The following is a 20,291-nucleotide window of genomic DNA, read 5'->3' on the forward strand; positions in this document are numbered from 1 at the left end:
TCGTCGGGTGCCGCCTCGTCCCCTCGTGCCCGCCCGTGCCGGCGCTCTGGTGCGCGCCTGCCACCCGGCCCCGACGGCGGCGGTCACGGTGCTCGCGACGCTCGCCGCCGTCGTCGCCGGCCACGCGCCGGGGGGCGTGGTGCTGGTCGCGCTCGCGGTGCTCGCGGGGCAGCTGACGATCGGGTGGTCGAACGACCTCGTGGACGCCGCACGCGACCGCGCCGTGGGCCGGGCCGACAAGCCCGTCGCGACGGGCGAGCTGCCCGTGCCCGTGCTGCGCGGCGCCCTGCTCGCGGCCTCGGTGGCGTGCGTGGTCGCCTCGGCCCTGCTCGGGGTGGCCGCCGGCCTGACGCACCTGGTGCTGCTGGTCGGCTCGGGCTGGGCGTACAACCTGTGGCTCAAGCGGACGGTGCTGTCGTGGCTGCCCTACGTCGTCGCCTTCGGGTCTCTGCCCGCCGTGGTCTGGCTGGCGCTCGACCCGCCCGCCCGACCGCCGGCCTGGATGGTCGCCGTCGGGGCCTTGCTCGGGCTCGGCGCGCACCTGGTGAACGTCCTTCCCGACCTTGCCGACGACGCCGCGACCGGGGTGCGGGGCCTGCCGCACCGCCTGGGCGCGCGGGCCACCGGGATCCTCGCCGTCGCGGCACTGACCGCCGGCTCCGCCGTCGCCCTTCTCGCCCCGGCCGGACGCACGGGTCCGTGGGCCTGGGTGCTGCTGGCGGCCGCCGCGGGCCTCGCCGTCGGGGCCATCCTCCGCGGCGGCCGCGCACCCTTCCGGGCCGCGCTGGTCATCGCGGTCGTGGACGTGGTCGTGCTGCTGGTCCGGGCGTGATGACCTGCGGCGCCGCCGCAGAAGTTGCGGAGTTGGCACGTTGTTGCCATGGCAGAGAGTGCACCCGCTGGGAGGTCGTGGACGGGGCGCGCGCCCGACTACCGTCTTGAGTGTGCCCATGGTGGGTGCGCTGGGACCGGGAAAAGTCCGGGGGGTGTCATGTCTGAGGCGTCGATGCTGCTGCCGTTCGAAGCGCGAACGGCTGTCCATGCGATGACTGCCGTGCGTCCGGCACGCGAGGCGCTGGGGGGCGCCGTGCCTGCTCGGGTGCTGGTGGACATGGCGGCCCGCGGTGCGGTGGACCTGTCCGCGCTCGAGTCGACCGACTACCCGGGCCTCCTCGCGGAGGTCGGGCAGGCGATTCTCGCGACGGCGACGCCGGAGCGGCAGGACCGTCTCTTCCCGGACAGCGTGGCACTGATGGCCGGCGGCCCTGGGGGTGCCGCCGGCCCGGTGTCCTTCGGGTACGGTGCGGCCGGCGTTCTGTGGTCGCTCGCCGAGGTGGTCGAGGTGCCCGACGAGCTCGTCGACTGGCTGGTGCGGGCGGTCGAGGAGACGGACGGCCTTGGACCCGGACTCTTCGACGGCGCCAGCGGGATCGCCCTGGCGCTCGACCGGCTCGGGCGCACGGACGCGGCGGCTCGCCTGTGGGGGCAGGTCGAGCAGGTGCCGCTCGTGGAGCTCGGGACCCGGCTCGCCGACGGCCTTCCGGGCATCGGACTGGCTCTGCTGGAGCGCGCTCCCGTGCGCGACGTCGAGGCGCTGATCGCCCGCGCCGCCGCCATCGGCGCGGAGCTGCTGGACCGCCTCGCCGTCGAGGACCCGTGGTCGGAGGGCCCGGGACTGCTCCACGGCGGCTCCGGAACGGCGCTGTACCTCCTTCACCTGTACGGGCTGACGGAGGACGAGTCGCTGCTGGTGGGTGTGGAGCGGTCGCTCCAGCGGGACCTGACGGCCCTGGGCCTCGGCCCGGACGGGCGCCGCTGGTCCACGACCACCGAGGACTCCTCGGTGTGGACCGGGACGGACGGCATCGTCATGGTGCTGCACGAGGCGGTCAAGCACCTCGACGTGCCGTGGCTCCACGAGATCCACCGGTCGGCGGCCATGCTCTCCGGGCGTCGCCTCGAGCACCTGCCCGCCCTGTTCCGGGCGCGCGCCGGGGCCCTGCTCGCGTACCAGACCATGCACTCTGAGCCCTGGACGCCCGCGCACGAGCGGGTGGCGCTCGTCCACCTCCACCTCGGACGCCTCGACCTGTGCGGCGGGCGCCGGCACCTCCACCTCACCAACCAGGTGACTGTCGACACGGGCACCGGCGCGGCCGGGCACCTCGTGGCGCTGGCCGGTCTGCTCGGTTCGGGCGACCGTCGGGTGCCGTTCTTCTGGTGAGGTGACCGACCGGCTCAGTCAGTGAGCCCCTCGAGCTTCGGGGTCGCGCGTCCAGGGCACGCGCGGCCCCGAGTCATTTCCGGGCTACAGATCTTCGGGCTACAGCCAGCCCCGCTCAACGGCGCGGGCGCCGAGCTCGAAGCGGCTCGTGGCATCCACCCGGTTGCTGAGCACGTTGATCATGCGCCGGACCGTGCGGATGGAGATGCCCAGGGAGCGGGAGATCGCCTCGTCCTTGAGCCCGCGCGACAGCAGCTGGAGGAGCTCGCGTTCCTCCGCGCGGAGCGCGTTCTCGCTCGCCGGCCGTGCGGGGAGGTCGGCTCCCGAGTCCCACAGCAGCTCGAAGAGGGCCTGCAGGGCCGCGATGGCGCCTGGGGTGTTGAGCACGACTGCACCCCTGGAGAAATCCTGGGGGTCCGAGGTGACGACCGCGATCTTCTCGTCGTAGATGAGCACCCGAACTGGCAACGCGATCGCCGTTCGGATCTGGCCGCCCAGCTCTCGGAACCACTCCGCGTACTCGACAACACCATCGTCATGGCGGGCCGCGGCCGGATAGAGCGTCCGCAGGCGCACACCTCGCGCGAGGGCGAGGGCATCGTCGGACTTCGCCTGGTTGAGCACGTGGGAGAGAGGTGCCTTCGTCACGATCGAATCGACCGAGGACTCGACGTTCTGCCCCAGCTCCAGGAGGCGGGAAACGATGTGGTCAGTCCCGATGAGGCGTTCGAACTCACCATGCCGCGCGTTCTGGATGGTCCGGTGGTACTCGTCCACCAGGGCGGCTGCGCCGGACCGGACCTGGCTGAGCTCTTCCTGCTTGCGATGCAGCTCGATCTCGTGCTGCCCCACAAGTCGCTCGAAAGCCACCTGCGGCGACTCCGTCCGCAGATTCGTCGGGTCCGAGTGGGAGCGCCGGACGAACCCCTTTTCCTCGAGCAGCCCCAGGATCTCAGTGACCTCGCGGTCGTCCCGGGAGAGATGGCCGGCAAGCTGGTCAGGTGACATGTCGGGGTTCGCCAGAAGCACGCGGTACGCCGCGACGGCGTCCGCGCTCAGCCCCAGCGGCTCGAACATCTATCTCCCATGTCTCGGACCTGTGCCGATGCTAATCGCCGACCGCTGTGGGCGACGACTCGCCACGACGACAGCCAGTCGACCGTTACCGGACGGCACGCGCAACTCATTTGAACAGGCAACTGGCACTTGCTGCCATGGCAGGAAGTGCGCACGCCTATCCCGGTTGTTTTAGGTCTCGCTCGGGCGATTATCGATGCAGATGGCCAAACGGGCATCGAACGTATCAGGAGGTGGCGACCATGGTTCGGAAGATTGTGGCGAGCGCGGTGCTCGCGGTGGGGCTGACCGTGACGGCTGCCGCGGTGCCCGCCACCGCGGCACCAAAGGACGGCGGCGACAAGGTGTCGACCGCCTGCACGTTCTGCTGGCCCGAGAAGTCGTACAAGTAACGACTCAGCGGTCGGGGCGGTGCGTCTGACGGTGCACCGCCCTTTGGCGCTGCCCCGGCGACGGCTCGGTCACCCGAGCAGTTCCGGGAGTTCGCCAGGTTCCTGGCCGAGCACGTGCTCGGCCAGGAACCCCAGCACCACCTCGTACCAGATCTTCGCGTGCTGCGGCGTGAGCACCCAGTGGTTCTCGTCCGGGAAGTAGAGGAACCGGTGCGCCGTCGAGCCGTCCTCGGCCTGCGGGAGACCAGACGCTGAGAGCAGCTCGTACCAGAGGCGAAGGCCCTCCCCGACGGGGACGCGGTAGTCCTTGTCCCCGTGGATCACCAGCATCGGCGTGCGGATCTCTGCCACGTACCGGTGCGGCGAGTTCACCCCCTGCATCTCGGGGCTCATCTCCCGGGCCCAGTAGTAGGAGGCGTCCGTCGTGGGGCCGAAGCTGTCGAGCGCCCACAGGCTCGCGTGGGTGACGATCGCGCGGAACCGGTCCGTGTGCCCGGCCACCCAGTTGGCCATGTAGCCACCGAACGAGCCGCCCATCGCCGCCGTCCGCGACGCGTCGATCTCCGGCAGCGCCACGGCCGCGTCCGTCGCGGCCATGAGGTCGGTGAACGGCTCCATGCCCCACCTGCCCCAGCCGCGCTGGATCATCTCCTGCCCGTACCCCGTGGACAGGGCCGGGTCGGGCAGCAGCACCGCGTACCCCCGCGCGACCATCAGCCAGGGGTTCCACCGCCAGCTCCAGGAGTTCCACGAGCCCAGCGGGCCGCCGTGGATCCACAGCAGCAGCGGCGCCGGTGCCTGCGCGGACGCCCCGTGCGGCAGCGCCAGCCAGGAGCGCACCCGCACGCCCTCCGCGGTCGTCGTCTCGACCTCCCTGAGCGTTCCCGGCAGCTCCGGCCGCGGGACGGGGCCACGCAGCGCGCTCACCTCCGCTGCGCCGTCGGGCGGGGAGGCCAGGTCGAGGCGGACGACCTCTGCCGGGTGGGCGTAGGAGGCGCGCAGCGCGTAGGCGCTCGCCCCGTCGGAGGCCACGACCAGGTCGGAGAACGCCCCGTCCCCGGTCAGCCGGGTCACGGCCCCGCTCCGGGCGTCGACGTGGAAGACCGGCGCACGGCCGTCGTCGTCGGCGGTCATGAGCAGGCCGGTGCCGTCGGGCAGCCACCGCACCTCGCCGGGCCAGCGGTCCCAGTCCGCGCCCAGCGGCCGGCTCTCGCCCGAGGCGAGGTCGAGCACCCGCAGCGTCGGCCGCGGGGCGCGGTCCGTCGTGGAGCGCTCCTCGTGGACGTACGCCAGCGAGAGCCCGTCCGGGCTGATGCGCGGGGCGGAGTACTCGACGGCCTCGTCCGCCGCGAGGAGCGTCACCCGCTCGCCGGTGGCGAGATCGATGCGGACCAGGTCCGTGCGCTGCGACCCGCGTCCCTCGGGCACGACCCACTCGGTGACGAGGAACGACCCGTCGGGGGCGACGTCGTGGCTCGCCTCGACGAGGTGGGTGCGCGCGTCCGGGGTCAGGTCACGCAGCTCGAGAGGCTCCTCCTCGGCCGCGGCGGCGTCGGCCGAGACGACGGCGCCGCCGTCGCCGAGCGTCATCGCGTAGAGCTTGGGCGCGGCCGGGCCGAGGTCGTGGTCCCAGTACCGCACCGGGTACCCGGCGTGGAGGATCGCGGAGACCTTCTTCTCCTTGCGCTCCTTGCGCAGCCGTTCCTCCTCCGCCAGGTCGCCCGCGCGGGGCAGCGCCGAGGCCGCCACGACGACCGTCGTGCCGGTCTCGGCCGGCCGCGCACCCTCGACCCCGCCCGGGTGGCGCGCCAGGACGTGCGCCTCGCCGCCGCCGGCGGGCAGCGTCCACAGGGCGGCGACGTCGTCGTTATCGTCGGAGCCGTCCGGCCGAGCGGCGACGAAGAGGAGGTCCCCGGCTGGCGTGAAACGCGCCTGCGACTCGCCCTTCGTCCCCCGGGTCAGGCGCCGGGCGGGCCGCTGCCCGGCCGGGTCGAGCTCCCACAGGGCGGTGACGTAGCGGGTGCCGTCGTCGTCGAGGGTGCTGACCCCGGTGACCAGGCGGGTGCCGTCCGGGGACAGGGCGAGCGACCCGAGGCGCGGCAGCGCGACGTAGGCGTCGAGGTCGTGGAAGGGCGTCGCGGGAGGTGTGGTGTCCGTCACGGGCCCATCCCATCACGGACGGTGGCGGTCCGGGAGGAGCCCCGGCCCGCACCCGCGGCGCGCCGGTGTCAGGATGGGCCGCATGCCCGAGCCCACTCGCCCCGCCCGCGCCGTGCGGATGCTGCGCGTCCTGGGCGTCGTCCTGCTCCTCGCCGTGGCTGTCGGCGGGCTGCTGCTTGGCTCGGGCCCGTTGCCGGGGGGCCCCTCCGCATCGCCGTCGGAGGGCCCGACGGCGGAGCCGGCGCCGACGGCGGCGCCGCCACCCTCGACGCCGGCGAGCCCCGACGCAGAGCCGCTGCAGGGCGTGCACGTCGTGCTCGACCCGGGCCACAACGGGGGCAACGGCGAGGCCACGGCCGAGGTCAACGCGCTCGTGGGTGACGGCCGGGGCGGGAGAAAGGCCTGCAACACCGTGGGCACTTCGACCTCCGGCGGGTACACGGAGCACGCCTTCACGTGGGACGTCGCCCGCCGGACACGGGAGCTGCTGGAGGCGGACGGCGCCGAGGTCACGCTCACGCGCCAGGACGACGAGAGCGTCGGCCCCTGCGTGGACGTGCGCGGCAGCACCCCGGGCGACGTCGACGCCGACGTGCTCGTGTCCATCCACGCGAACGGGTCGGAGAACACCAAGGCGAAGGGCTACTTCGCGATCGTCTCCGCGCCGCCCCTCAACGACGCGCAGGGCGAGCCCTCGCGCGACCTCGCCGCGCACCTGCTCGCCGCGCTGGCCGACGGCGGGTTCACGCCCTCCGGGTCCTACCCCGAGGCGCTGAGCGAGCGGGCCGACCTCGGCACGTTGAACTGGGCCGAGCGCCCCGCCGTCATCCTCGAGCTCGCGGAGATGCGCAACGCCGAGGAGGCCGCGCTCGTCGAGAGCGAGGAGGGCCGCCAGCGCTACGCCGAGGCGATCGCCGCCGGCCTGCGCACCTGGGCGGCGGCTCGCTAGCTGCGGTCAGGGCGTGCCAACCACTCGCAGCGAGCCAGCGACGGTCAGAACGTCTGGAAGCCGGCGCGGGCGACGGCGAACCCACGGCCCGTGAGTGTGGACCAGCACGTCATCCCGCTCTGCTCGCTCGTGCAGGCGAAGAAGCCCGCCGTCGCGGACTGGCCGTACTCCAGCACCCCGTTGCCGGCGGCCGCGGGCTGACCGCAGTCGGTGGCGGCCTCGCCGTCGCGGCCCACCGCCAGGGTGGTCGGGCCGGAGCAGCCCTCCGGCGCGGCGAAGTCGTAGTCACCGATCGTGCAGCGGGCGGAGTCGCCCAGGTCGCACGCGATGTTCTGCGACGGCGACGCGAAGCTGCTGCGCTCCTGCGCGCCGGGCGGCGCGGCGCGGGCGAGGTCGACCCACCCGGTGCCCGCCTCGGTCACCGTGGTGCGCAGGGCCTCGGGGGCGGCGTCATCACCGGTGATGGCCGAGGCCACCGAGACGGCGTAGACGTTGTCGCAGGAGTCCTGCAGCTGGTCCAGCGTGGTCATCACCAGGTCGCCCGAGGCCGGGTCGGCCCAGGCGCCGTCGGGCGCCGCGGAGCTCGCGAAGGCGGCGAAGGTCCCGGCGTCGGCCGCCGGGTCGTTGCACGTCGAGGCCCCTGGCAGGGCGACCAGGGCGTCCCGGGCGGCCTGACCGCCGTCGGTGGCGGTGGCGGTGGGGGTGGGGCTCGCCGAGGCCGTGGGCTGAGCCTCGCCCGTGGTGGCGGCCGGGGTCGGACGCTCCTCGTCCTCGCCGCCGGAGAGCTGCCACACGACCAGAAGCACCAGGGCCAGGGCCACCGCGGCGAGGATCGCCAGCGGGAGCCACGAGCGCCGGCCGCGCTCCTCGACCGGGGCGGCGGCCGGCGCGCCCGTGCCGCGGTCCCTGTCGCGGCTGCGGTCGCGGACCGGGACAGCGCGGTCGGCGGCGCGCCCCTGCGGGGTGCTCTCGGGCCGGCCGGCCCGGGCGGGCGTCCAGGCCGGAATGACTCGAGGCATCGCCTCGGTGGGGGAGTCCGTCGGTTCGGCGACAGCGGGTCGCTCCACCGGCTGCGTCGGCGCGAACGTCGGGGGTTCCCCTTCGTCCCGCGCGGTGACGTCCGGGTCGGTGTAGACGGCGGTGGCCTCGGGGTCGAAGGACACGCGGTCGTGGGGGCCGGGCTCGGGCTGCACCTGCGCGGGGACGGCGGGCATCGCCTGGGTGGGCTGCCCGGCGTTGGCGGCCGCGGGGACGGCTGGCATCGCCTGGGTGGGTTCGCCGCCCTCGACGGCCGCGGGGACGGCGGGTATCGCCTGGGTGGGCTGCCCGGCGTCGGTGGCCGCGGGCTCGGCCGCGGCGGGGCGTTCCGCCGTCGGCTCCTCGACGACGGCGGACGTGGGCACGTCCACGCCGGCAGGTCCGGCCGGGCGCGCGTCGGTCACCCGCGGCACGACGACGGTGGGGGAGGTGTCGATCTCCGGCTCCTGCGGCTCGACCGACGGCACGACGGGCGCCCCCGAAGGGGCAGGAAACGCAGGGGCGGAGGAGCCGGCGGCCCGGCGGGCCAGGGCGGCGTCGACGTCGGGCATGCGCAGCCGGCCCAGCCAGTCCAGCAGCGCGGGGTAGGTCGAGGGGTTCTCGGCGATGGTCGCGCGCAGCTCCGGGTGGTGCTGCGCGAGCTGCTGCAGGGTGGTCAGAGGCGTGCCGGGGTCGGCAGCCTGGCGCCTCAGATCGTTCTCGCCGTCCATGTAGTCACCTCCGCGATCCGACCCGACCCTACACAGAACGCGCACGTCAAGGCGCTGCGGGCGGTCCGGGCGGTGGTCCGGCGGCTATCGCTCCCGGCGGCGCGGGGCGGGCAGGAAGCCGTCCTCGACGGCCCTGCGGTACAGATCCACCTTGGTGGGCGCCTCCCGGCCGTCGCGGGCGTACTTGGCGCGGATGGAGCGCAGGTGCTCGATGACGGTGTGCTCGCTGATCCCGAGGGTGTGAGCCACCCGCACGGTCTTCTCTCCGGCGGCGTACAGCGCCAGCACCTCGGCCTCGCGCGGGGACAGGGCGGCGGAGTTGAGGTCCGGGTCGCCGTCGATCGCCGCCGCCCACGTGGCGGACGGGACCGTCTCGTCGTTGGTGGCGGCGAGCACCGCGGTGGTCAGCGTCTCCACCGGGGCCGCCTTCTGCAGGACGCCCACCGCCCCCGCGCCGGCGGCGCGCCGGATGGCGTGCGGGTCGTCCCCGGCGGTGAAGACGAGCACCTTGATGCCCGCGGCCCGCAGGGCGCGGACGTTCTCGCCGGGGTCAGAGCCATCGCCGAGGCGGAGGTCCAGCACGGCGACGTCGATCGGCCGACCGAGTGCCAGGAGCCCGTCCACGGTGTTCGCGGACCCGACCACCTCCACCGCGGCATGCTGGCCCAGCGCCACGCCGAGACCGAGCACCACGGACTCGTGATCGTCCACGATTCCCACACGCACTGTCACGTCGCGTCCTCCTTCCCCCAGGGCCGCCATGGTCGCAGAAGACGGGAGAGGGGTGCAGTGTTTCGGGCCGGAAAGCCCACATGCCGGGCGGATCAAACCGATGGGTGACCTACGTTGGCCGCATGCGTCGTCTCCTCGCCCTGCTCGTCGCCGCCGTCGTCCTGGTGGCGGCGGCCCTGCTGATCGACCGACTGCTGCGCGCGAGCGCCGAGGACCGGGTGGCGGACGAGCTCGCCGCGGCGGTGGAGGTCGACGGCGCGCCGGACGTCACCGTGGAGGGCTTCCCCTTCCTCACCCAGCTCGCGGCCGGCGAGCTCGACAGCGTGCGGGCCCGGGCGGACGCGGTGGCCACGGAGGGTGTCCGGCTGCTCGACGTCACGGCGCACGCCCGGGGCGTGACCGTCGAGGAGCCCGCGACCGCCGGCCGGCTCGACCTCGACGGGACGCTGCCCGACGAGGAGCTGCAGCAGCTCGTGGACGAGGAGGTGGACGGCGTGACGGTCGCCTCCGCCGCGGACGGCGTGCACCTGTCCACCGAGGTGCTCGGGCTCGACCTCGCGCTCGTCGCCGCGCCCGAGGTGGCCGACGGCGGCATCAGCGTGCGCGTGACGTCGGTGCGGCTGGGTGGCGCCGAGCTCGACACGGACGACCTCGCACCCCTGGTGGGCGAGGACCTGCTCGAGCTCCAGCTCGACGTGCCAGACCTACCGCTCGGGCTGCAGCTCGTCGACGTCGTCCCGGCCGACGGCGGGCTGCGACTGTCGCTGACGGGCGAGGACGTGGTGCTCGCCGCCCCGTGACGACGGCGTATCCGGGGAGTCCACCGCGCCGTCGGGACCGATCGTCGAGCGGCGGGTCCCCTCCGCCGTCTCGACGACGACCGAGGCCACCGCAGCCCGGCCCGGGGGCAGGATACGGATCACCACCCGCCCGGCGGTCACGCCGTCGAGAAGGCCCGGGATCGGGGCCAGCACGGCCGCGGCATCGGGCACGCCGGACAGCGCGCCGTCGTCCATGACCTCCACGGCCACCCCACGCAGCCGGGCCGCGCGCACGGCGGCGACGACCCCAGGGACGTCGAGCGCGCCGCCGCGGAGCCGGTCGCGCACCTCGGCCTCGAGCACCGCGAGCCGCACGCGCTCCTCGGGGCCCGGGACGTGGCCCTCGGCCAGCCGCTCCAGCGCCGGGCGCACGTTCTGCTCGAGCCAGGCCAGGCGGCGGTGCCGCTCGGCGGCCTCGGCGAGGCGTGCCGCGTGGGCCGTCCGGCGGGAGCGGGCGCGTGCCGCGACGGCGTTGATCTGCCGGGCGGCCCGGTGCAGGACCACGCCCGTGATCGTGCCGACGCCCAGCAGGCTCAGGTGGGTCAGCAGCAGGTCCGGCAGCCCCCGCCAGTCCTGACCGGTCGTGCCGACCCAGGCGAGCGTGACCGCGACCAGGCCCGCCATCCCGCACCAGGCGGAGACGAGATGGCCGCGGGTGGCGAGGAAGAACAGGACGAAGGTGCCCGCCCCGAGGTGCCACGCCGAGTAGCCGGGGAACCGGTCGGTGGGCAGGTCCCAGGACACCAGCAGCGCCAGCAGCCCGGGCACGACGGCGAGGACGGCCGTGACGGGGCGCGTGAGCCGGCGGCGCGGCGCGAGCCCGGCGGCCGCCGCCGCGGCCGCGAAGATCGCGAGCCCGGCGACGTGCGGCCACAACGAACCGCGGTCCGCCGACGTGGTGGCGACGAGGAAGACGTTGCAGGCGACGTAGCTGAGCACCACCGTCCAGCCCAGCGGGCCTGCGAGCCGGAGGTCCGCTGCCATCTCCTCCGCCGCGCTCATGCCCGCCATCCCACGACCACCTCCGTCCCGGCGCCGGGCGTGGAGCGCACCTCGGCGTACCCGCCGGGCAGCCGCGACATGCGGCCCTCGATGCTCCCGCGCACACCGAGGCGTGCGGCGGGGACCGACGCGGGGTCGAACCCGGCGCCGTCGTCGCGGACCCGGACCTCGGCCCGCCCGGGCCGCACCGTCACGGTCACCGTGCGGGTGGCGCCCGGCCCGGCGTGGCGCACGCTGTTGCGCAGCGCCTCGGCCGCGGCGGCCACGAGCTTCACGGCGACGAGCTCGGGGATCCGTGTGGGCTCGACGTCGGCCCGGACCGCGGCGCCGTCGCCGATCACGGCGGCGCGGAGCCGGAGCCGCAGCACCAGGTCACCGGCCTCCACCTCCCCGCTGGCAGTGCTGGGCTGGCGCAGCTCGTCGAGGTCGTCGAGGGCCCGGCGCGCCTCCAGGGCGACGGCGGCGGGCGGGGCGGTCCCGGACGACCCGGCGAGGAGGGCGGCGAGGACGCCGTCGTGGACGATGGCGGCCAGCCGGTGGCGCTCGGCGTCCCGGGACTGCGAGCGGGCCTCGGAGACGGCGTGCTCCGCGTCCGCCGCCGCAGCGGCGTCGACCGCCCGGGCGGCGCGGAGCACCAGCCAGACGACGGACATCACGATCAGCCCCGACGTGACGGCGTACACCCCGTCCTGCACGGCGAGCAGCGGAAGGCGCCGGCCGGTGTCCCACCACCGGGCCACCCCCCACAGCGTGCACAGCACGAGCAGGTAGGCCACCGACGTCCGCGCCCGCCAGGCGAGCGCGGCGGCGGACACGGCCGCGCCGATGAAGCCCGAGATCCACTGCGTCTGCTCGCCCGCCGAGCCGCTGCCGAGCAGGGGGACGCTCGCGACCACCGCGAGAAAGAGCAGGGCCCAGGCGCCGGCCACCGTCTGCACCACGCCAGCCGGCACCCGGCTGAGGGGGCCGAGCGCTGCGAGGACCACCAGCCCGCCGACGAGGATGGCCGCCGTCGCGGCCCACCAGGGCTCCAGGCCCTCGCGATGGGTCCCCGGCAGGTGGACCACGGTGAGCGAGAACGCGAGCCCGCCGATCCCGACGAGGCCGGCGACCACGTGGACCAGGTGCCGGTGCCCGTGGTCCGGCTCGGTCCTCATGCCCGCAGGGTAAGGGCAAGCGTCCCGTACGGGAACAGTCCGCCCGGGAAGAGGTGGAGGTCAGGACTCCGGGGCGGGTCTCGCCTGCTCGCTGCGGTCGGCGCGTTCGACGCCGTCGGTCGTACCGCTGTGGCGCCCACCGCCGTCGGTCGCACCGCTCTCGGTCGCTCCGCCGTGGGTCGCACCGCCGCGGGCCGCACCGCCGGTCGCACCGCCGTCGGCGGCACCGCCGGCCGCCGGGCCGGCAGGCCGGGCGTCCTGCGCGGCCATGGCGGCGAGCATGGCGTTGTAGGCGCGCAGCTCGGCGTCGTCGTCCCGGTCGGCCGCGCGGTCCGAGCGGCGTGCGACGCGGGTGTCGTCCTGCGCCCAGGCGACAGCGACGCCGATGGCGAGCGCCAGCGTGGGCAGCTCGCCGATGCCCCAGGTGATGGCGCCGCCCTTCTCCTGGTCCGCGAGGGCGTCCACGCCCCACGGGAGGCCGAGCCAGCCGAAGTAGTCCGCGGCGAGCAGCGAGGTCTGGGAGATGATCGAGATCCCGAAGAACGCGTGGAATCCCATCGTGGCCAGCAGCAGGAGCAGCCGCAGGGGGTAGGACGGCCGCGAGGGGCCGGGGTCGATGCCGACGAGGGCGTTGGCGAAGAGGTACCCGGCGAGCGTGAAGTGGACGACCATCAGGATGTGGCCCACGTGGGTGGTCAGCGCCAGCTCGAACAGGGGCGTGTAGTAGAACACCACGAGCGAGCCGGCGAAGTTCACGCCCGCCACCACGGGGTGGGAGAAGAACCCGGCCCACCGCGAGTGCACGAGGGCCAGCAGCCACTCGCGCGGGCCGCGTGAGCCGTCCCGGCGGTGCGGCAGCGCCCGGACCGCCAGCGTGACCGGCGCCCCGAGCACGACGAACACCGGCACCACCATCGCCAGCAGCATGTGCTCGAGCATGTGCGCGCTGAAGAGGACGGAGCCGTAGACCGTCGGTCCGCCGTTCGTCACCCAGACGAACAGGACCAGCCCGGCGACCCACGCGACGGTGCGGGCGGCGGACCAGCTGTCGCCGCGGCGGCGCAGCCGGACCGCCCAGCGGAGGTAGACCAGGACCGCGGTGACCGCGGCGAGGGCGAGCAGCGGCTCGAGGCGCCACTGCGTGAGGTAGGTCAGCGCCGTCGGGAAGGGCGGCACGGGGTTACCGGTCAGCAGGTAGGCGGGGCTGGCGTCGGTGACGGGCTCCTGCGGGACGGGGGGTGCGGACGAGCCCAGCGCGACGGCGACGCCGATGACCACGCCCATGAGCAGCACCTCGCCGCCCGCCAGCCGCCAGAACGCCGCGCCGGGGCGGGGGCCGCCGTCGGCGCCGGCGCGCAGGGCCGGGATGGTGGCCCGGCGGTGCGCCCAGCCGGCGAGGCCCAGCGCCGCGGTGAGCACGATCTTCAGGAGCAGCAGCCGGCCGTAGGGATGGGTGAGGAGGTCGGACGGGGAGCCCAGCCGGATGGCCGAGTTGACCACCCCGGAGTACGCCACGATCACGAAGCACCACAGGGCGAGGGCGGAGTAGCGCTCGGCCGCGTCCGCCAGGTCCCGGCCCAGCCGGGCCGCCACGACGCACAGGACGGCGAGCCCGCCCGCCCAGACGCACACCGCGGCCACGTGCATCCACCACGAGGACACGGCGATCTCATGGCTGGCGGCGCCGGCGGCGTGGCCGGTCAGGGCCGTGGGGACCAGCGCGACGAGCGCGAGCACGCCGGCCCAGGCGGCGGAGGCGTAGCCGGCGACCCCGGCGGCGAGCAGCGCCACCAGCGCGGTGATGACCGTGGCCCACATGAGGTTGCGGCCCAGCTCGATCTCGGTGACGAACTGCAGGAGCTGCGCCCCGAAGTCCGGGCCGCCGAGCGTGCCGACGACGGACGCGTACGTCAGGATCACGTGGGCCAGCTGCGCCAGCGCCCAGACCACGGACGCGACGGCGCCCACGCGGGCCGACCTGGACCAGGCCCGACCGTCGCCGGGCGTCGCCCGGGAGGGCCGGGCGGCACGCGGGCCCGAGTCCCCGGCCCCGCGGGCGCCCCGCCCCGGCGGCGTGGCGCTCGGCGGTGCGGGCAGCACCAGCGCGCACAGCGCGAACGCGCCCACGGTGATCGCCGCGCCGGCGTGGCTCAGCACGGTGACGGCCGGCAGCCCCCAGCGCACCAACGGGCCCGGGTCGAACAGCGGGGACGGGGCCGCCGCGCCGGTGACCACCAGCCCCGCGACCACCGCCAGGAGGGCGGCGGGCAGGGCGCCCAGCGCCCACGCCCAGGTGCGGTCGGGGACGGTTCTGGTGGTCGTGTCAAGCACCTGTCCAGGGTAGGCGTCGCCTGCTGCGCCACTCACGTCCGGTGACGGGTCTCACGCGGGGCGTGTGGACCTGCTCACGGGGTGTGGGTCCGGTGCCATACGCTCGACCGCGTACCGGGACAAAATGGGGGCGGGATGAGCGAGTCGGCGGTGCGACAGCACCAGGTGATCACCGAGTCGGAGACGGAGCGTGCCACGCGCCTCGTCGCGCGGGTCTCTGCCATCTTCGGCGAGCGCGTCGTGGGTCAGGACGGCCTGCGGGTGGCGCTGATCTCCACGCTGCTGGCGGGCGGCCACGTGCTGCTCGAGTCCGTGCCCGGCCTGGCCAAGACCACCGCCGCCCAGACTCTCGCGGGCGCCGTCTCCGGCACGTTCCACCGGATCCAGTGCACCCCGGACCTCATGCCCAACGACATCGTGGGCACGCAGATCTTCAACTACGCCACCAACGACTTCTCCACCCAGCTCGGGCCCGTGCACGCCAACTTCGTCCTGCTGGACGAGATCAACCGCTCCTCCGCCAAGACCCAGTCGGCGATGCTCGAGGCGATGCAGGAGAAGCAGACCTCCATCGGCGGCGAGGTCTACCCGCTCCCCAGGCCGTTCATGGTGCTGGCCACGCAGAACCCCATCGAGGAGGAGGGCACCTACGTCCTTCCCGAGGCGCAGATGGACCGCTTCCTCATGAAGGAGGTGCTCACCTACCCGACCCCGAACGAGGAGGTCGAGATCCTCGAGCTGACCTCGGCGGGCGCCTTCGACGAGCCGATCGACCACGAACCGATCACCCTCGACGACGTCCACTTCCTCCAGGGGCTGGCGGGCCGGGTCTACGTCGACCTGTCGATCAAGCAGTACATCGTGGCGCTCATCAACACCACGCGCGGCGGTGGCCCGCGCCCGCTGCCCAACTTCCACCAGCACGTGCGCGTGGGCGCCTCGCCGCGCGGTGGCATCGCCCTCATGCGCGTGGCGCAGGCCGTCGCCCTCCAGGAGGGCCGCACCTACGTGGTGCCAGACGACGTCAAGAAGTTGCGTCACCCGGTGCTGCGCCACCGGCTCGTGCGCACGTACGACGCGCTGGCCAACAACGTCGCCCCGGAGTCGCTGGTCGACGCCGTCTTCGCCACCGTCCCCACCCCCTGAGAAACCCGGGACCCGCCGGATGTCCTCCACCACCTCCCGCCTCGCGAAGGTCCGCGCCCGGCTGGACCTGCCCACGGTCCGCCGCGCCGCGGGCATGCTGGAGGGGCGCCACCGGTCGGTCTTCTCCGGCCACGGGCAGGACTTCGACGACCAGGTGGAGTACCGCCCGGGCGACGACATCGGGGACATCGACTGGAAGTCCTCCGCCCGCGCCGGTCACCCGATCATCCGGCGGTTCGTGCGCGAGTCGAACCTGGCGATGGTGCTCGCCGTCGACACGGGCCGGAACATGGCGGCCACCGCGCCCTCGGGCGAGCCCAAGTCGGCGGTCGCGATGTTCGCCGCCGACGTCGTGGCCTACCTGGCGCGCGCCCGCGGCGACCTCGTCGCGCTCGTCGCCGGGGACGCGGAACGAATGGTCCAGCTGCCCGGCCGCGGCGGCACCGCGCACCTCGAGATGCTGCTGCGCACCATCGAGCGGGCCCTCAGCCTCGACGCCCCGCCGTCGGACCTCGGCCGCGTCCTGGACCGGGTGCTGACCTGGTTCACCCGGCGCTCCCTCGTCGTGCTCATCACGGACGAGGCGCGGCCCGGCCCCGAGCACGAGGACGCCCTGCGCCGGCTGCGCACCCGGCACGAGGTGATGGTCATCGCCGTCGCGGACGCGCTGCCCACCGCGCCGGGGGTCGGGCCGACGGCGGACGTCGACGGCGCCGCCCCGCTCCCGGCGTTCCTCCGGGACGACCAGAAGCTCCACGAGGAGGCGCTCGCCGCCGTCGAGGCGCGCAAGGGCGAGGTCCGGGCCGTGCTGCGCCGTCGCGGCATCGAGGCCGTGACGGTGGCCGGCGAGGACGACCTGGTGGACCGCCTCATCGACCTGCTGGGGAGGCAGCGCCGTGTCGCCCGACGCTGACCTGCTGCCGCCGGAGGCCTACACCTGGTGGGTGCCCGCCCTCGGGGTGCTCCTCCTGCTGCTCGTCGCCGCCTGGTACGTCTTCGTCCACCGCTGGACCGACCCCGCCCGGGTGGCGGAGCGGGCCCGACGGCGGCGCGCCCCGGTGGCGATGAGCAACAACCTCCGCCAGCGCTTCGCCGCCGAGGTGGACGAGCACCACGGGCGCTACCGCGAGGGTGAGTACGACCTGCGGGAGCTGCACCTGGAGCTGTCCCGGACCATGCGCGAGTTCGCGTCCGAGCGGATCGGCACGGACGTGCGCGCCTGGACGCGCGGCGACGTCGCCGGCTACGACCCCACGCGCCGGATCGGCGGCCTCCTCGCCCAGTGGGAGGAGCCCAGCTTCGCCGCCCGCTCCGACGCCGAGGCGGCCGAGTCCGCCCAGCACGCCAAGGAGGTGATCGCCCAGTGGTGACGCCCTGGCTCGTGCCCGTCGTCCTGGTGGTCATCGCCGCCGCCGCCGCCGCGGGCTGGTTCCTGCATCGGCCGGAGCGGCGGGCGGGCGCCGTGACCTGGGTGGCGAACTCGGGGTACCTGCGGTCCCTGACCAGCTACCGCCGCCGGATGCGCGTGCTGCGCGGCGGCCTGGCGCTCGGCGCCGCGGCCCTGGCACTGACCTCGTTGGCGACGGCGTCCCTCACCGCGCGCCCGGTGGACCGTGACGTGCGCTCGGAGGTCCTCGCCACCCGCGACATCGTGCTCTGCCTGGACGCCTCGGGCTCCATGATCGAGCTGGACACCGAGATCGTGCAGAAGTTCTCCGAGATGGTGGAGTCCTTCGAGGGCGAGCGGATCGCGCTGAGCGTCTGGAACAACACCTCCCGCACCGTCTTCCCGCTCACCGACGACTACGCCCTCGTGAAGGAGGAGCTCGACGCGGCGGCCACGGCCCTGGACTTCGACCTCGACGCCTGGGTGTACGACCAGGAGGCGCTGGAGAACCTGGAGAACTTCCTCGTCGGCACCGTCTCCCTCGACAACGAGTCCTCCTCGCTGGTGGGGGACGGCCTGGCCACCTGCGCGCTCGCGTTCGACGCCTCCGACACCGAGCGCTCGCGCACGATCATCCTCGCCACCGACAACCTCGTGCTCGGCACGCCCATCTACACCCTGCCGGAGGCGGCGAGCTTCGCGGCCGAGCGGGACATCACCGTCCACGGCATGTACGCCTCCCTCACCGACGCGGACTCGGCCCGCGCGAAGGCCGAGATGCAGGAGGTCATCACCGGCCACGGCGGCCTGTTCCTGGAGGCCGACGACCCGGCCGCGGTGGCCGGCATCATCGAGGACATCGAGGCGCAGCAGGCGGTCGACCTCGACGCCGACCCCCAGCTGGTCGTTACCGACCGCCCGGACCGCTGGTACGGCTGGCTGGTCGCCGGTCTCGCGGCCTTCCTCCTTGTGGTCTGGAGGGTGCGCACATGATCCTCCGGATGGTCTGGCCCGTGTGGGCGCTCGTCATCGTCGTGGGCCCGATGCTGGCGCTGTGCGTGCTGGCGTGGTGGCGCGCGCGGCGCACCCAGGACGGCACCGAGCGGGCCTGGCTGCGCCGGACGGGCATGGTCCTGGCGACCCTGGCCATCGGGCTCGCCCCCGCGGTGCCCGCCGAGACCGAGACCGTGGAGACGAACGCCGAGGTGTTCTTCGTCGTCGACCGGACCGGGTCGATGGCGGCGGAGGACTACGACGGCGGCCAGGCCCGGCTGGAGGGCGTGCGTCACGACGTCGTCGCCGTCATGGAGTCCCTGCCCGGCGCTCGGTACTCCGTCATCGGGTTCGACTCCCAGGCCACGCGCCAGCTCCCGCTGACCACCGACTCGCGGGCCGTCCGCTCCTGGACGGAGACGCTGCGCCAGGAGATCACCTGGTACTCGGCCGGCTCGACGATCGACCGTCCCGCGGCCACGCTCACCCAGACCCTCGAGGCGGCCGCGGAGCGCAACCCGGCCAACGTGCGGCTGGTCTTCTTCCTCTCCGACGGCGAGAACACCGACGGCGACAACTCCTCCACCGCGCCGCAGGAGGGCGCCTACGCCCACCTCGCCCCGCTCGTCGACGGCGGCGCGGTGCTCGGCTACGGCACCGCGCAGGGCGGTCAGATGCGCTCCTACGACGGCACCGACGCCTCCGGTCCGGGCACCGACGCGCCCTGGATCACCGACGAGACCCAGCCCGGCTCCCCGCCGGCGGTCTCCCGCATCGACGAGACGAACCTGCGCCGCCTGGCCGAGGACCTCGGCGTGGAGTACGTCCACCGCATCGAGCCCGGCCCCGTGGACGAGCTCGTCGCCGGCATCGACGTCGAGGAGATCGCCGCCGACGGCCGCCGCGAGATCGACACCTACCGGGACGTGTACTGGCCGGCGGCGACCCTCCTCGCGGTGCTCACGGCCTGGGAGGCGTTCGAGCTGGCCGCACGCTGGCGACGACTGCGGGAGGTGGCCGCATGAGCAGCCAGCAGCGTGGGCCGTGGCTCGCCAGCGGCCGGAGCAGGCCGCGCCCGCCCCTGCCGGAGCACCTGAGACTGCGGCGGCGGATGCTGGCGGTGTCCTCCCCGCTCGTCCTGGTCCTGCTCCTGGCGGGCAGCCTCCTGCTCGGCGTCACCTTCGGGAACCTCCACGCCCGCGCCGCCTACGATGACGGCCGCTACGCCACGGCAGCGGACCGGTACTCCTACCAGGAGCCGTTCACCTCGAAGGTGGTCGAACCCTGGAAGGCCTGGTTCAACAGCGGGACCGCCGACTTCCGGGCGGAGGAGAACTTCCGGGCGGTGGAGGATCTGCGCGAGGCGCACCGGCTCGTGCCGCCGGGCACAACGGACCGCGACGGCAACCCGGATCCCACGACCCCGGAGTGCCGCGTCCGCACCAACCTCTCCCTGGCCCTGGAGGCGATGGGCGACGACGCGCAGGAGGCGGGCGACCCCGCCATGGCCGTCGTGCACTACAACGAGGCGATGGACATGATCGGCCCGTGCACCTCGGACGGGGAGTCCGAGTCCGAGGAGCCGTCCCAGGACCCGTCGCAGGATCCCAGCGAGGAGGACCCCTCGCACCAGCCGTCCGACCAGCCCTCCGACCAGCCGTCCGACCAGCCGTCCGACCAGCCGTCCGACCAGCCCTCCGACCAGCCGAGCCAGGGTGAGACGCAGAACCCCGGCGAGAACCCCTCGCAGACGCCGGGCGAGGACCCGAGTCAGCAACCGGGCCAGAACCCCAGCCAGCAACCGGGTCAGCAGCCCGGCGACGACCAGAGCCAGCAGCCCAGCCAGGACCCGAACCAGCAGCCTGGCGGCAGTACCCCCGATGAGACCGAGCAGCGCCAGCGGCAGAAGGCCGATCAGTCCCAGCAGGACGCCGAGGGCGGCCGGAGCGGCGACCCCCAGGACCAGCAGGGCGGTCAGGGGCAGGACGACCCGCAGGGCGGCCAGGACTCAGGCGAGGAGGATGCGCCGTCCGGCGGCGGTGAGGGAACCCAGGAGCCCACCGACCCCAAGCAGCGGGAGCTGGAAGAGCGCAACCGGGAGGCAGAGCGCGACCGCCAGGAGCAGGAGCAGCAGGAGGGCGGCGGGTTCGGCGGCGGTCAGAACTGGTGAGC

General features: G+C 74.4%; 18 protein-coding genes. 11 read left to right on the forward strand and 7 right to left on the reverse strand.

The genetic code is table 11. The features are described from left to right. Positions 1–7: 7 nt before the first annotated feature. Both ABD774_RS00800 and ABD774_RS00805 read left to right on the forward strand, forming a co-directional pair. Positions 8–832, forward strand: a complete 825-nt coding sequence (locus ABD774_RS00800; RefSeq protein ID WP_345036537.1) for a UbiA family prenyltransferase — start codon at positions 8–10, stop codon at positions 830–832. Between the two features lie 222 nt (positions 833–1,054). Beyond that, positions 1,055–2,224, forward strand: coding sequence for a lanthionine synthetase C family protein (locus ABD774_RS00805; protein ID WP_345036539.1), 1,170 nt, complete (start codon positions 1,055–1,057; stop codon positions 2,222–2,224). Between the two features lie 99 nt (positions 2,225–2,323). On the opposite strand, the gene ABD774_RS00810 is transcribed toward ABD774_RS00805, so the two are convergent. Continuing rightward, positions 2,324–3,301 carry a helix-turn-helix domain-containing protein gene (locus tag ABD774_RS00810; protein ID WP_345036541.1) on the reverse strand — a complete coding sequence of 326 codons (978 nt, stop codon included), beginning with the start codon at positions 3,299–3,301 and terminating at the stop codon, positions 2,324–2,326. 242 nt (positions 3,302–3,543) lie between these two features. Here ABD774_RS00810 and ABD774_RS00815 point away from each other — a divergent pair, with 242 nt between their 5' ends. Next, complete coding sequence (locus ABD774_RS00815; RefSeq protein ID WP_345036544.1) at positions 3,544–3,693, forward strand: hypothetical protein; 150 nt, start codon at positions 3,544–3,546, stop codon at positions 3,691–3,693. A gap of 69 nt (positions 3,694–3,762) precedes the next feature. On the opposite strand, the gene ABD774_RS00820 is transcribed toward ABD774_RS00815, so the two are convergent. Then, complete coding sequence (locus tag ABD774_RS00820) at positions 3,763–5,853, reverse strand: S9 family peptidase (RefSeq protein WP_345036546.1); 2,091 nt, start codon at positions 5,851–5,853, stop codon at positions 3,763–3,765. A gap of 82 nt (positions 5,854–5,935) precedes the next feature. Between ABD774_RS00820 and ABD774_RS00825 the strand changes: the two genes are divergently transcribed. Then, on the forward strand, positions 5,936–6,802 hold the full coding sequence (locus tag ABD774_RS00825; protein WP_345036548.1) for an N-acetylmuramoyl-L-alanine amidase: 867 nt from the start codon (positions 5,936–5,938) through the stop codon (positions 6,800–6,802). 44 nt (positions 6,803–6,846) lie between these two features. Here ABD774_RS00825 and ABD774_RS00830 read toward each other — a convergent pair whose 3' ends face one another. Further along, entirely contained in the window at positions 6,847–8,550 is a 1,704-nt protein-coding gene (locus ABD774_RS00830; RefSeq protein ID WP_345036551.1) for a variant leucine-rich repeat-containing protein, read from the reverse strand. An 84-nt stretch (positions 8,551–8,634) separates the two neighbouring features. Further along, positions 8,635–9,282: a response regulator transcription factor gene (locus ABD774_RS00835; protein WP_345036553.1), complete on the reverse strand. Its 648-nt coding sequence runs from the start codon at positions 9,280–9,282 to the stop codon at positions 8,635–8,637. Between the two features lie 122 nt (positions 9,283–9,404). Here ABD774_RS00835 and ABD774_RS00840 point away from each other — a divergent pair, with 122 nt between their 5' ends. Beyond that, positions 9,405–10,082, forward strand: a complete 678-nt coding sequence (locus ABD774_RS00840) for an LmeA family phospholipid-binding protein (protein ID WP_345036555.1) — start codon at positions 9,405–9,407, stop codon at positions 10,080–10,082. On the opposite strand, the gene ABD774_RS00845 is transcribed toward ABD774_RS00840, so the two are convergent. Genes ABD774_RS00845 through ABD774_RS00855 form a run of 3 tightly spaced genes read right to left on the reverse strand, consistent with a single transcriptional unit; the run spans position 9,987 to position 14,593 of the window. After that, a complete protein-coding gene (locus tag ABD774_RS00845; protein WP_345036558.1) occupies positions 9,987–11,105 on the reverse strand; it encodes a hypothetical protein in 1,119 nt (372 codons plus the stop codon). The two genes, ABD774_RS00840 and ABD774_RS00845, sit on opposite strands and share 96 nt — an antisense overlap. Continuing rightward, positions 11,102–12,262 carry a sensor histidine kinase gene (locus tag ABD774_RS00850; protein ID WP_345036560.1) on the reverse strand — a complete coding sequence of 387 codons (1,161 nt, stop codon included), beginning with the start codon at positions 12,260–12,262 and terminating at the stop codon, positions 11,102–11,104. The genes ABD774_RS00845 and ABD774_RS00850 overlap by 4 nt, the downstream gene beginning before the upstream one ends. 60 nt (positions 12,263–12,322) lie before the next feature. After that, positions 12,323–14,593 carry a bifunctional copper resistance protein CopD/cytochrome c oxidase assembly protein gene (locus ABD774_RS00855; RefSeq protein ID WP_345036562.1) on the reverse strand — a complete coding sequence of 757 codons (2,271 nt, stop codon included), beginning with the start codon at positions 14,591–14,593 and terminating at the stop codon, positions 12,323–12,325. A 135-nt stretch (positions 14,594–14,728) separates the two neighbouring features. Between ABD774_RS00855 and ABD774_RS00860 the strand changes: the two genes are divergently transcribed. The 6 genes from ABD774_RS00860 to ABD774_RS00885 are packed head-to-tail and all read left to right on the forward strand — an operon-like array spanning position 14,729 to position 20,289. Next, the gene (locus ABD774_RS00860) at positions 14,729–15,739 is read left to right on the forward strand and encodes an AAA family ATPase (protein WP_345036564.1); all 1,011 of its coding nucleotides are present in this window, start codon (positions 14,729–14,731) and stop codon (positions 15,737–15,739) included. 19 nt (positions 15,740–15,758) lie between these two features. Beyond that, positions 15,759–16,652 carry a DUF58 domain-containing protein gene (locus ABD774_RS00865; protein ID WP_345036566.1) on the forward strand — a complete coding sequence of 298 codons (894 nt, stop codon included), beginning with the start codon at positions 15,759–15,761 and terminating at the stop codon, positions 16,650–16,652. Next, positions 16,636–17,109 carry a hypothetical protein gene (locus tag ABD774_RS00870; protein WP_345036568.1) on the forward strand — a complete coding sequence of 158 codons (474 nt, stop codon included), beginning with the start codon at positions 16,636–16,638 and terminating at the stop codon, positions 17,107–17,109. The genes ABD774_RS00865 and ABD774_RS00870 overlap by 17 nt, the downstream gene beginning before the upstream one ends. Continuing rightward, positions 17,106–18,119 carry a vWA domain-containing protein gene (locus ABD774_RS00875; protein ID WP_345036570.1) on the forward strand — a complete coding sequence of 338 codons (1,014 nt, stop codon included), beginning with the start codon at positions 17,106–17,108 and terminating at the stop codon, positions 18,117–18,119. The genes ABD774_RS00870 and ABD774_RS00875 overlap by 4 nt, the downstream gene beginning before the upstream one ends. Then, a complete protein-coding gene (locus tag ABD774_RS00880; protein WP_345036572.1) occupies positions 18,116–19,144 on the forward strand; it encodes a vWA domain-containing protein in 1,029 nt (342 codons plus the stop codon). The genes ABD774_RS00875 and ABD774_RS00880 overlap by 4 nt, the downstream gene beginning before the upstream one ends. After that, positions 19,141–20,289 (forward strand): hypothetical protein, encoded by a 1,149-nt coding sequence (locus tag ABD774_RS00885; protein WP_345036575.1) that lies wholly within the window; start codon positions 19,141–19,143, stop codon positions 20,287–20,289. Before ABD774_RS00880 ends, ABD774_RS00885 begins: the two co-directional genes overlap by 4 nt. Positions 20,290–20,291 lie beyond the last annotated feature (2 nt).

The sequence above is a fragment of the Georgenia daeguensis genome (assembly GCF_039537705.1).
GTDB lineage: Bacteria > Actinomycetota > Actinomycetes > Actinomycetales > Actinomycetaceae > Georgenia > Georgenia daeguensis.